Below are 12,614 nucleotides of genomic sequence, written 5' to 3'. Positions count from 1 at the left end.
TTGCTCGCGAAAGCGGAGTGTCATTCACCTCAAATGTTGAATGAAATGCCGCTTTCGCGAGCAAGCCCGCTCCCACAGGTTTTGCGTGAACTCAGGCGTCCGGGGTTTGCTCGGCCAGGGCTACGGCGCGGAACATCGCTCGGCGCTTGTTCAGGGTTTCTTCCCATTCCAGCGCCGGTACCGAATCGGCAACGATGCCGCCGCCGGCCTGCACATGCAGTTCGCCATTCTTGATCACCGCGGTGCGGATCGCGATTGCGGTGTCCATGTTGCCGTTCCAGGCGAAATAGCCGACCGCGCCGCCGTAGACTCCCCGCTTGACCGGTTCCAGTTCGTCGATGATTTCCATCGCGCGAATCTTCGGTGCGCCAGACAAGGTGCCCGCCGGCAGAATCGCCCGCAGTGCGTCCATCGCCGTCAGCCCTGCTTTCAATTGACCGGTGACGTTGGACACGATGTGCATCACGTTGGAATAACGCTCGATCACCATCTTTTCGGTGAGTTTCACCGAACCGATTTCCGAAACCCGACCGGTGTCGTTACGGCCCAGATCGATCAGCATCAAGTGCTCGGCAATTTCCTTGTCGTCAGACAGCAGGTCTTTTTCCAGCGCCAGGTCCGCCTCTTCGTTGGCCCCGCGTGGGCGAGTGCCGGCGATCGGGCGTACGGTGATCAGGTTGTCTTCGACCCGCACCAGCACTTCCGGCGAACTGCCGACGACATGGAAGTCGCCGAAGTTGAAGAAATACATATAAGGCGTCGGGTTGAAGCAGCGCAGCGCCCGGTACAGATCGATCGGCGCAGCCTTGAAGTCGATCGACATGCGCTGGGACGGCACGACCTGCATGCAGTCACCGGCCAGGATGTATTCCTTGATGGTGTCGACGGCTTTTTCGTAATCGTCCTGGGTGAAGCTCGAACGAAATACCGGATCAGCAGACTGTTGCTTGCTGAAATCCAGGCCACGGCGCGGGGTAATCGGCTGACGGAGTTTTTCCAGCAGCTCTTCCAGGCGCGCCTGACCTTGCTCGAATGCATCGTCCTGCGACGGATCGGCCAGCACAATCGCGTGCATCTTGCCGGCGAGGTTGTCGAACACGACCACCGCGTCGGAAACCATCAGCAGAATGTCCGGCACGCCCAACGGATCCGGGTTCGGGCACTTGCCTAATCGCTTCTCCACATAGCGCACGCAGTCGTAACCGAAGTAACCCACCAGACCGCCATTGAAGCGCGGCAGGCCAGGGATGGTCGGCACGTTGTAGCGGGCTTTGAATGCTTCGACAAAGGCCAGTGGATCTTCGGCTTCGTGGCTTTCGATCTCGATGCCGTCGTGGGTCACGCTGACGTGATGGTCGTGAACCCGCAGCACGGTGCGGCACGGCAGACCGATGATCGAGTAACGGCCCCACTTCTCCCCGCCCTGCACCGATTCCAGCAGGTAGGAGTTGGGCTCGTCGGCCAGTTTCAGGTAGATCGACAGCGGTGTGTCGAAGTCGGCCAGGGTTTCGCAGGCAAGCGGGATGCGGTTGTAGCCGGCAGCGGCCAAACGCAGGAATTCTTCGCGGATCATGGGGTAGCCTCGTGGCTTGAGGGTCTAACAGTCAGGTATGCAAACGCGCCGGTAGGCCGGCCAGGAACAAGTCAGGCGCGCCAACGCCAGCGGGCCAGGGCCTTGATGACTTTCATCCAGAGTTTGCGAGTGACCACCACGATGGCGTTTCCAGAAGGGGGTTGAACAGCGTCGGGCAACGTTATCTCAGCGGCTGGATCCAGGCAACCGGGAATTAACTTGCGCAGATCGTCGATCACCAGTGCCGGCGACTCTTCGGCAATCGGACGGCCATGGTTATAGCCATAACTGAGCGCCACGCATTTGACCCCCGCCGCTTTCGCCGCCAGCACATCGCTGCGCGAATCGCCGACGAACAAGGATTGCGACGCCGGGATGTTGGTCATTTTCATCACGAAAAACAACGCTGCCGGGTCCGGCTTTTTCTGTGGCAGGGTGTCGCCGCCGATGATCAAACGGAAATAACGACCGATTTTCATCTGGTCCAGCAGCGGCGCGACGAAACGCTCCGGCTTGTTGGTGATCAGCGCCATCTCGACACCCTGCTTGTGCAGCCATTTCAGGGTGTCGCGCACGCCAGGGTAAACCACCGTCAGCTCGTGACCGTCTTCGTAAAAACCGTTGAACAGCTCCAGGGCATGCTCGGCCTCGACCTCATCGACACCCTCGGCGTCGATGTGGTTGGCCAAGGCCCGGCGTACCAGCGTGTGCACGCCGTTGCCCACCCACTCACGCACCGATTCGATGCCGGCAGGTTTTCGCCCGAGTTTGAGCAGCATGTTATCCACAGCCGCTGCGAGGTCGGGGACCGAATCGATCAACGTGCCATCCAGATCGAACATCACCAGCCGTGGCAGAGACCCCGGGAACAACTGCTCAAAGCCACTCATGGGCGGGCCAGCGCCAGTTCGGAACGCATCTTTTCAATCACCTCTTGGTAGTTCGGCGCATTGAAGATCGCCGAGCCGGCGACGAAGGTGTCGGCGCCAGCAGCGGCGATTTCACGAATGTTGTTCACGTTCACGCCGCCGTCGATTTCCAGGCGGATGTCACGGCCGGAGGCATCGATCAGCGCCCGCGCTTCACGCAGCTTGTCGAGGGTGCCGGGGATGAACTTCTGCCCGCCGAAGCCCGGGTTGACGCTCATCAACAGGATCATGTCGACCTTGTCCATCACGTACTTGAGCACGTCCAGCGGCGTCGCCGGGTTGAACACCAGGCCCGACTTGCAGCCGCCTTCGCGGATCAGTTGCAGGGAGCGGTCGACGTGCTGCGAGGCTTCCGGGTGAAAAGTGATGTAGGTCGCGCCGGCTTCGATGAAGTCACCGACGATGCGGTCCACCGGGCTGACCATCAGGTGCGCGTCGATCGGCGCGGTCACGCCGTACTTGCGCAGTGCAGCGCACACCATCGGGCCGATCGTCAGGTTCGGCACGTAGTGGTTGTCCATGACATCGAAGTGCACAAAGTCGGCGCCAGCGGCCAGGACGTTGTCCACTTCTTCACCCAGGCGGGCGAAGTCGGCGGAGAGAATCGACGGAGCAATTACGAAGGGCTGCATGACGCACCTTTTTTGAGCAGAATCACGATGGCGCGCATTGTATACCTCATGCTTTGACGCGCGCGACGTGGCTGCGATGATCAGTAAGCCGCTCGGTAGATCTTCTCGATATCGACTGCACTCAATTTGCGCGGATTGTTGCGCATCAGGCGCTCAATTCCCGCCGCTTCCACGGCCATGGCCGGGATGGCGTCTTCGGGAACGCCGAAGCTGCGCAGTCCCGGCGGGATTTCCACCGCAGCGCACAACTCGGTCATCGCCTCTACGGCCTTGTCCGCCGCGTCGTTGGCGCTCAGATGAGCGGTCTTCACCCCCATGGCCTCGGCGATATCCTGCATGCGCTCCACGCAGGCCATTTTGTTCCAGGTCATGACATACGGCAGCAGCAAGGCGTTGCTGACGCCATGGGCAATGTTGAAACGGCCGCCCAGCGGATACGCCAGCGCGTGCACCGCGCCGACCCCGGCATTGCCGAACGCCATGCCGGCCATCAGACTGGCGGTGGCCATGTCTTCGCGGGCCTGGAGATTGGACGGATTGGCGTAGGCCTTGGGCAGCGCCTTGGCGATGAGCTTGATGGCGCCGATGGCCAGCGCGTCGGTAATCGGTGAGGCGTTCAACGACAGATAGGATTCGATGGCGTGCACCAGAGCATCGACGCCACTGGCAGCTGTGACACTGCGCGGACAGGTCAGGGTCATTTGTGGACTGACCAGCGCCACGTCCGGTAATAGATAGTCGCTGACGATGCCTTTTTTCAGCTGCGCGACCTTGTCGGAGAGGATCGCCACGTTGGTGACTTCCGAGCCGGTACCGGCGGTGGTCGGAATGGCAATCAGCGGCGGGCCTTTGCGCGGCACCTGATCGATGCCGAACAGATCGTCCAGCGCCCCGTGATAACCGGCGTAGGCCGCGACACTTTTAGCGATGTCGATGGCACTGCCGCCGCCCAGGCCGATCAGTCCGTCGTGCCCGCCCTCGCGGTAGACCCGCATGCAGTCTTCGACGATGGCGATTTCCGGGTCAGGCAATACACGGTCGAAAATTTCGTAGGTTCGGTCGCCCAACTGCGCCAGCGCCAGCTCGACCGTGCCGGACTTGACCAGTGCGGCATCGGTGACGATCAGCGGGTTGTCGATGTCCAGGCGTGTCAGTTCCGCCGCCAGTTGCTCGATGGCAGCTGCGCCGGTGATCAGTTTGTGGGCGATTTTGAAAGAGGAAAGACTCATGTGCGCAGCCTCTTATAGATAGGGGAGCTGGGCACAAGAGTAGCTGGGGATTGGGGTTTGTCTGCTATTCAGGTCATGAATAACCGCCGATCCCGAAAACCACACAAAACACCTGTGGGAGCGAGCCTGCTCGCGATAGCGGTGTGTCAGTCGACATCAATGTTGAATGTCTATCCGCTATCGCGAGCAGGCTCACTCCCACAGGTTGATCGGGGTGTAGCTTTATACTTGGGCGGTACGCAGTTTTTCGCTACGGCCGCGCAGCCATTCCAGGGTCAGCAGCAGGATCACCGAGAAGGCAATCAGCAACGTCGCCGCCGCCGCGATGGTCGGGCTGAGGTTTTCGCGGATACCGCTGAACATCTGCCGTGGCAATGTCGCTTGTTCAGGACCGGCGAGGAACAGCGTCACCACCACTTCATCGAACGAAGTGGCGAAGGCAAACAGCGCACCGGAGATCACGCCAGGCGCAATCAGCGGCAAGGTCACCCGACGGAACGCCGTCAGTGGCGAAGCACCCAGGCTTGCAGCGGCGCGCACCAGGTTTTGGTTAAACCCCTGCAAGGTCGCCGACACCGTGATGATCACAAACGGCACACCCAAGACGGCGTGCACGACGATCAGCGAGATATAGCTGTTGCCAAATCCCAGTGGGGCAAAGGTCAGGTAACTGGCCACACCAATGATCACAACCGGCACCACCATCGGCGAAATCACCAGCGCCATCACCAGCGGTTTGCCCGGGAAATCGCCCCGGGTCAGGCCGATCGCTGCCAGCGTGCCGAAGATCATCGCCAGCACGGTCGCCGCCGGAGCCACGATCATGCTGTTCTTCAACGAACGCATCCATTCCGCCGAAGCAAAGAAGTCCTGGTACCAGTGCAGTGAGAAGCCTTGCAGCGGATAGACCAGAAAACTCCCCGAGTTGAACGACAGCGGAATGATCACCAGCACCGGAAGGATCAGGAACAACAAAATCAAGCCGCAGAGAATCCGCAAACCGTAGAACCACACCCGCTCAATGGGCGACATATAAGGACTCAGCATTTCGTTCTCCCCTTAGCTCAGGCGCAGGCGACTGGCGCCCACCAGCCAGCTGTAAATCAGATAAAGCACCACGGTCGCCAACAGCAGCAGCCCACCGAGTGCGGTCGCCATGCCCCAGTTGATGCTGGTGTTGGTGTAGAAGGCGACGAAGTAACTGACCATCTGATCGTTCGGACTGCCCAGCAAGGCCGGGGTGATGTAGTAGCCGATGGCGAGGATGAACACCAACAGGCAACCGGCGCCGACACCGGCATAGGTCTGCGGGAAGTACACCCGCCAGAAACTGGCGAACGGGTGACAGCCGAGGGAAATCGCGGCACGCATGTAGGTCGGCGAAATGCCTTTCATCACGCTGTAGATCGGCAGAATCATGAACGGCAGCAGGATGTGCACCATGGAGATGTAAACCCCGGTGCGGTTGAACACCAGCTCCAGCGGTTTATCGATGATGCCCATCGCCATCAGGCCGCTGTTGATCAAACCACCCGATTGCAGCAACACGATCCACGCGGCGACCCGCACCAGGATCGAAGTCCAGAACGGCAGCAGCACCAGAATCATCAGCAGGTTGCTTTGCCGTGACGGCAGGTTCGCCAGCAGGTAGGCCAACGGATACGCCAGCAGCAGGCAGATCACGGTGATGATCAGCCCCATCCAGAAGGTCCGGGCGAAGATGTCGAGGTAGATCGCCTGATCGGGCGTGGCCGGGGCGATTTCGCCGAGGTCGTCGATACGGTGATCGACTGCCGCCAGCAAGTAATAAGGGGTGATGTTGCTGGTGTTGCGGCGCACGGCTTGCCAGTAGGCCGGGTCGCCCCAGCGCTCGTCGAGACCTTCCAGCGCTTCTTTATAGGAGGTCGGTTCGGTGGCGAACGGTAAGGCACGTGCGGTTTTGGTCAGCAGGCTGCGGTAGCCGGCCAACTCCATGTTCAAGCGCTTGGACAGGTCGCCCAGGGTCTGATTCTTGCGGGCTTCAGCGAGGTCTTCGCTGGCGGCCTTGTAAACCGGTTCAGCGGGCAGGCCTCGGCCATCCCAACTGGCGATAGCCGCCACAGTGCGCGGCATGCCGCCGACCACTTCCGGGTTACCGACACTTTTGTAGAGCAGCGCCACGATGGGCACCAGGAACACCAGCAACAGAAACAGCACCAACGGCGCGATCAAGGCTTGTGCTTTCCAGCGGTTGATCCGCTCGGCGTGCTTGAGCCGCTGCTTCAAGGTGGGGTCGGTGCCCGCGTTCAGGGGAATGGCGGTGGCCATGGCGTACTCCGGAAATCTTTGATCGTTGCAGAGGTGGCGTACCACCTCGAACTTTTAGTGTGGGAGTGAGCCTGCTCGCGATGGCGTCTTCAAATTCAACATTGATGCTGACTGATACACCGCAATCGCGAGCGGGCTCACTCCCACAGAAGGGCGAGCCCTCTAGTTACTTCGCAGCCCAGGAATTGAAGCGCTGTTCCAGTTGCTCACCGTTGTCAGCCCAGAAGCTGACGTCGATCTGCACCTGGTTGGCGATGTTTTCCGGGGTGGTCGGCATGTCTTTGAGGACATCCTTGGCCAGCAACGGTACGGCTTGAATGTTGGCCGGGCCGTAAGCGATGTTTTCCGAGTAGGTCTTCTGCTGCTGCGGCGCCACGGAGAACGCGATGAATTTCTTCGCCGCTTCAGCGCGTGCTTTATCCAGACCTTTCGGGATGGCCCATGCATCGAAGTCGTAGATACCGCCGTTCCACACGACTTTCAGGTTGCTTTCTTTCTGCACGGCAGCGATCCGGCCGTTGTAGGCCGAGCTCATGACCACGTCGCCGGAAGCGAGGTACTGCGGCGGTTGCGCGCCGGCTTCCCACCACTGGATGCTTGGTTTGAGCTCATCGAGCTTCTTGAACGCGCGGTCCTGACCGTCCTTGCCGGCCAGTACTTTGTAGACGTCTTTCGGCGCAACGCCGTCGGCCATCAGAGCGAATTCCAGGGTGTACTTGGCGCCTTTACGCAGGCCACGTTTGCCCGGGAATTTCTTGGTGTCCCAGAAATCCACCCAGCTGGTCGGTGCAGATTTCAGCTTGTCGGCGTTGTAGGCCAGCACGGTCGACCACACGAAGAAGCCCACGCCGCATGGCTGGATGGCGCCTTTGACGTAGTCTTCGGACTTACCGAACAACTTCGGATCAAGCTGCTCGAACATGTCTTCGTCGCAACCACGGGACAGTTCTGGCGATTCAACTTCTACCAGGTCCCAGGACACGCTCTTGGTGTCGACCATGGCTTTGACCTTGGCCATTTCGCCGTTGTACTCGCCCGCCACGATCTTGCCGTTACCTGCCGCTTCCCACGGTGCGTAGAAGGCTTTGACCTGCGCCGCCTTGTTCGCCCCGCCAAAGGACACCACGGTCAGGTCCGGGCCCGCCGCCATTGCGTGTGCCGCGCCGATCATGCCCATGACCAAAGCGGTGAATTTCAGGGATCTCAACATTTATTGTTCTCTCCACGTGCAGGGTTGGTGTTGTTGAAGCAGGGGGGCGATCAATGCGCCTCTAGAAGTGGGTCGAGCGCGCGAACGTGTTCGACCTGCCAGCCAAGCGGTACTACGTCGCCGACGGCCAGCGCGGGATCGAGCTCGGCAATCGGTTGTTTCACAAAGAAATCGGTCTTGCCGCAGACTTCCAGGCGAACCCGGACGTGGTCGCCCAGGTAGATGAATTCCTCCACCCGCCCTGAGAAGCGGTTGACGCATTGATCGCTTGCGCCGTTGAGGCTGATGCGCTCGGGGCGAATCGACAGCGTGACCGGTTCACCGGTCTTGCCGACGTTGACCGCCAGGGCTTCAACCTTTTCACCGCGTCCCAACTCAACCACACAGCGGTCGCCGGTGTGGCTGTGCAAGCGGCCGTTGAGGCGGTTGTTCTCGCCGATGAAGTTGGCGACGAAGGTGTTTTTCGGCTCTTCATAGAGGGTGCGCGGCGGCGCGATCTGCTGGATTTCGCCCTGGTGGAACACGGCCACGCGATCGGACATGGTCAGGGCTTCGCCCTGGTCGTGGGTCACGTAGACCACGGTCACGCCGAGGCGCTGGTGCAGGTGTTTGATTTCCATCTGCATGTGTTCGCGCAGTTGTTTGTCCAGTGCGCCGAGGGGTTCGTCCATCAGCACCAGTTGCGGTTCGAACACCAAGGCGCGGGCCAGAGCCACACGCTGTTGCTGACCGCCGGACAGTTGCCCCGGATAACGCTGGGCGAAGGTGTCGAGCTGGACCATGCTCAGGACTTTTTTGACCTTGTCGCTGACATCGCTCTTGTTCAAGCCGCGCACGGTCAACGGGAACGCGAGGTTCTCGGCAACGGTCATGTGCGGGAACAACGCGTAGTTCTGGAACACCATGCCGATGTCGCGTTTGTGCGGCGGCACGTTGTTGATGGAACGCCCGGCCAGCTGGATTTCGCCTGCGGTCGGTGTTTCGAAACCGGCGAGCATCATCAGGCTGGTGGTCTTGCCGGAGCCGGACGGCCCGAGCAAGGTGAGGAATTCGCCTTTGCGAATCTCCAGGTTGAGGTCTTTGACGATCAGGTTCTCGCCGTCGTAGCTTTTTTGCACTCCACGAAAGCTGACCAGAATATCGCTGGCCCCTGCGTTTGAATCGACCTGGCTCATACCCACACCTTTGTTGTGATGACTGCTGTGGACTAAGCCTAGTGGACGCTGCTGACCGCGCAAATCGGGGCGCAGGAGAGAATGGCCTCAGCAGGATGGAAGGTTGGGGGTAGGGATTGCCCTACAAGGATGGCGCGTTTTGGCAAACACAGCGGCAAGCTGTCAGCTACAAGCCGCAAGGACAGGCAAAAGCGGATTTGCGGGGTGTCGCAAATGGATATGCCACTACTATCCCTGTGGGAGCGGGCTTGCTCGCGAAAGCGGTTGGTCAGGCAATATTGATTTCGACTGACACGCCCCCTTCGCGAGCAAGCTCGCTCCCACAATGGGCCGGTGGCGGGATTTAGAGCAGTTTGTGCTCCATGGCGTACTTCACCAGTTCCGCCAGGGAGGTGATGTTGAGTTTCTGCATCAGCCGCGCCTTGTGGGTGCTGATGGTTTTGCTGCTCAAGGCCAGTTGCTGGGCGATGTCATTGACGTTGGCGCCCTGGGCCAGGCGTTCGAACACCGAGAATTCGCGTTCGGACAACAACGAGTGCAACGGCCGCGAATCGGTCAGGCCGACTTCGAAGACCATGCGGTCGGCCAGGTCCGGGTCGATGTAGCGCCCGCCCGCCGCGACCTTGCGGATCGCCGTCAGCAGCAGCGCCGGATCGCTGTCCTTGGTCGCATAACCCGCAGCGCCGACCTTCAACGCACGGGCGGCCATTTGCGCTTCGTCGTGCATCGACAACACCAGAATCGCTGGCGGATTGTTCAGCGCACGAATCCGCGGAATCGCCTCCAGGCCATTGACCCCAGGCATGGAGATGTCCAGCAAGACCACTTCACAGGGAACATGGCGCAACGTCTCGAGCAACTGCTCGCCATTGCTCGCCTCCCCTACCACCAGCAAATCCTTGGCCAGGCCGATCAATTGCTTGATGCCTTCGCGGACGATGGTGTGGTCTTCGGCTACCAGTACACGGATCACGTTCTTCTCCAGATTCAAGATCATTCGCGAGCAAGCCCGCTTCCACAGTGATTGGGGAGAGCCAAAGATTTCTGCACTTACACAACTCCCTGTGGGAGCGGGCTTGCTCGCGAAGGCGTCTGCCCAAACAACTCAAAACCCTCAGGCCTCATCCAGCGGCACTCGCACGCTCAGGGTCGTGCCTTCACCCGGTTCACTCTCAAGCGACAACTGCCCGCCCATGATCAACACTCGCTCGCGCATGCCCACCACCCCGAAGGAGGTTGACCTACCGGTAGCGGGGACAAATCCTACGCCATCATCGCTGACGGTCAGGCACAACTCGTCGCCTTCCAGCGCCAATGTCAGTTCGACAGTATGCGCCTGGGCATGGCGCATGACATTGGTCAGCGCTTCCTGAAGGATCCGGAACAGGCCAATCGCCTTGGCATCACTGAGCACCGGCAGGTTCTCCGGCACCTGCACCAGACACGGAATCTGCGTGCGCGCCTCGAATCGGCGAGCCTGCCACTCGATGGCCGAAGCGATCCCGGCGTCAAGAATCGGCGGCCGCAGTGCCGTGGCTACATCGCGAACCAGTTGGAACAGCTGCGCGATTAGTCGCTTCATGCTGTTCAAGCGCTCGTTCAGACCAGGGTCGAGCTGGGCGTAGGCCAGTTCGCACATGGAGGTTTCCAGTTTGAGCACGGTCAACATCTGACCGAGTTCGTCGTGTACTTCCCGGGCGATGCGGGCTTTTTCCTCTTCCCGCACACTCTCCAGGTGCGCGGACAATTCACGCAACTGTTCGCGAGAACTGGCCAGTTCCAGTTCGATGCGCTTGCTCTCGCTGATGTCCCAGACGATCCCGTCCCAGACATAGGCGCCGTCTTCGAGTCGGCGGGTGATGGCCTTGATTTCGGCCCAGCGCTGTTCGCCCGAACGGGTGAGAATCCGTCCCTGCCACGACCAGTCACTGTCGGTGTCCAGCGCATGGTCCTGGGTTTGGTGATAACTGGCCTTGTCGTCGGGATGCACCAGACTGCGCAGGCCTTTGTCGCGATGGGCCAGGGTGGCCGGCGAGTAACCGACCAGGCTCTCGCTACCTTCACTGATGTAGGCAAAATCGATCTGCCCCGTCACCGGCGCCCGCTCCAGACGAAAGACCAGTCCTGGCACGTTGGCAGCGATCCCTTGCAGACGCGCCTCGCTTTCCTGCAACGCAGCCAATGCACGACGGCGCTCGGTGACGTCATTGAGGTAAACCACCAGGTATTCACTGTCGCGAAACCGCAAAAAGCTCAGCGAAACGTCCACCGGCAGGTTGCTGCCATCCGCCCGTATGCAGTTGGTTTCAAAACTTTGCGGGCCGTCCTCACTGGCCCGGGCGCGTTTCCACAGGTTCAGCCAGCGATCCATGTGCAAGCCGGGCTCGAAGTCGATCAGTGGCCGATCAATGATCCCGCCCGCCGGATAACCCAGCATGGTTTCGGCCGCGCGATTGGCGTAGCGCACATGGCTGTCCCAGTTGACCCAAAGGATGCCGACAGTGCTCTGGTCGATGGAAAACTGAGTGAGGCGCAAGGCTTCTTCACTGGCGGCACGCAGGGCAATGTCTTCGCGCGCGGCCCGCAAACGATGCTCAAGACTGTGCTGTTGCCGACGCTGCCAGAACACGATGGCCATGCTGCTCAGCATCAGCACCGCCAACAACAGACAGAGGTTTTGCCAGAAACCCGGGGACTCGGTCAGGCGCGGGTATTTGGGTTGCAGCCATTGGTTGTGCAGCTGCTCCAGGTCCTTGGCCGGGATCGCCCGCAGCGCGCTTTCAACGATGCCGGCCAGTTCCGGCCAATCCCGGCGCGTGGCCACCCGCAACAGTTGCGGCAAGCCGATATCACCGACCACCACCAGCCCGGCGAACTCAGGTTCGGCGGACAAACGCCCTAACTGCGCTTCGTCGATCACGGCGTAACTGGCCTGCTGACTCAATAACAGTTGCAGTGCCTGGCGCTCGATCGGTACGCCTTGAAGATTCAGGTGCGGGTAATTGCTGCGCAGGTAATCGGCGGTGGCGCCGGGCATGCGCACGGCGACGCGGGTCTGGCTGTCGAGTTTTTCCAGCTCGACCACGCCGGTGCTTTTCTGGTCGCTGACCACCAGTTGCGGCACCCGCATATACGGGTCGGAAAACTGCCAGAGCCGCAGGCCACCGGGGGTTTGGGTCAGCCCCGGAGCGATGTCGATGTCACCCTCGCGCGCGGCGGCTTCCAGTTGCTCCAGGTCGGGAAAGTTGCGCCAGCTCAGCTCGACTTTGAGCGCCTTGGCCAGCCACTTCATCAGCTCGACATTGACCCCGGACAAACGCTGCAAGCGGCGATCGTATTGGGCGTAGGGCACCTGCAACACCAGTCCCACGCGCAATTCGCCATGCTGCGCCAGCCATTGCTGCTGGTCCGCGGACAATTGCGCGACGTGCACCGGTGGCGCGGGAGCCGCCCAGCCCATCAAGGGAAACCACAAACAGCCGATAACCCACAGGCAGCGAAAACGCATCATCGAAATCTCACACACTGACAAATACTGACCAACCCATTAGGCTGCCGG

10 protein-coding genes are annotated in these 12,614 nt (G+C 60.5%); all 10 read right to left on the bottom strand.

Annotated elements, in window-relative coordinates:
* Positions 1 to 91: 91 nt before the first annotated feature.
* The 10 genes from trpE to KGB03_RS05695 all read right to left on the bottom strand — a co-directional run bounded on the left by trpE (position 92) and on the right by KGB03_RS05695 (position 12,566).
* Entirely contained in the window at positions 92 to 1,573 is a 1,482-nt protein-coding gene (trpE, locus tag KGB03_RS05740; RefSeq protein WP_192409285.1) for an anthranilate synthase component I, read from the bottom strand.
* Positions 1,574 to 1,644: 71 nt separating this feature from the next.
* Positions 1,645 to 2,463, bottom strand: a complete 819-nt coding sequence (locus KGB03_RS05735) for a phosphoglycolate phosphatase (protein ID WP_046045387.1) — start codon at positions 2,461 to 2,463, stop codon at positions 1,645 to 1,647.
* Positions 2,460 to 3,134 carry a ribulose-phosphate 3-epimerase gene (gene rpe, locus KGB03_RS05730; protein ID WP_008027088.1) on the bottom strand — a complete coding sequence of 225 codons (675 nt, stop codon included), beginning with the start codon at positions 3,132 to 3,134 and terminating at the stop codon, positions 2,460 to 2,462. The genes KGB03_RS05735 and rpe overlap by 4 nt, the downstream gene beginning before the upstream one ends.
* A gap of 80 nt (positions 3,135 to 3,214) precedes the next feature.
* The gene (locus tag KGB03_RS05725) at positions 3,215 to 4,363 is read right to left on the bottom strand and encodes an iron-containing alcohol dehydrogenase (RefSeq protein ID WP_218538453.1); all 1,149 of its coding nucleotides are present in this window, start codon (positions 4,361 to 4,363) and stop codon (positions 3,215 to 3,217) included.
* A gap of 222 nt (positions 4,364 to 4,585) precedes the next feature.
* Positions 4,586 to 5,410, bottom strand: a complete 825-nt coding sequence (locus KGB03_RS05720) for an ABC transporter permease (protein WP_008147216.1) — start codon at positions 5,408 to 5,410, stop codon at positions 4,586 to 4,588.
* A gap of 12 nt (positions 5,411 to 5,422) precedes the next feature.
* Positions 5,423 to 6,670: an ABC transporter permease gene (locus tag KGB03_RS05715; protein WP_218538452.1), complete on the bottom strand. Its 1,248-nt coding sequence runs from the start codon at positions 6,668 to 6,670 to the stop codon at positions 5,423 to 5,425.
* Between the two features lie 166 nt (positions 6,671 to 6,836).
* Positions 6,837 to 7,880 carry an ABC transporter substrate-binding protein gene (locus KGB03_RS05710; RefSeq protein WP_111452562.1) on the bottom strand — a complete coding sequence of 348 codons (1,044 nt, stop codon included), beginning with the start codon at positions 7,878 to 7,880 and terminating at the stop codon, positions 6,837 to 6,839.
* Between the two features lie 50 nt (positions 7,881 to 7,930).
* The gene (locus KGB03_RS05705; protein ID WP_218538451.1) at positions 7,931 to 9,055 is read right to left on the bottom strand and encodes an ABC transporter ATP-binding protein; all 1,125 of its coding nucleotides are present in this window, start codon (positions 9,053 to 9,055) and stop codon (positions 7,931 to 7,933) included.
* A gap of 343 nt (positions 9,056 to 9,398) precedes the next feature.
* Complete coding sequence (locus KGB03_RS05700) at positions 9,399 to 10,052, bottom strand: response regulator transcription factor (protein ID WP_178082239.1); 654 nt, start codon at positions 10,050 to 10,052, stop codon at positions 9,399 to 9,401.
* Positions 10,053 to 10,169: 117 nt separating this feature from the next.
* Positions 10,170 to 12,566 carry a PAS domain S-box protein gene (locus tag KGB03_RS05695; RefSeq protein ID WP_218538450.1) on the bottom strand — a complete coding sequence of 799 codons (2,397 nt, stop codon included), beginning with the start codon at positions 12,564 to 12,566 and terminating at the stop codon, positions 10,170 to 10,172.
* Between the last annotated feature and the right edge of the window lie 48 nt (positions 12,567 to 12,614).

Source organism: Pseudomonas sp. BF-B-26, assembly GCF_019956495.1.
Lineage (GTDB): Bacteria > Pseudomonadota > Gammaproteobacteria > Pseudomonadales > Pseudomonadaceae > Aquipseudomonas.
This window is presented reverse-complemented; position numbering and strand designations above follow the sequence as displayed.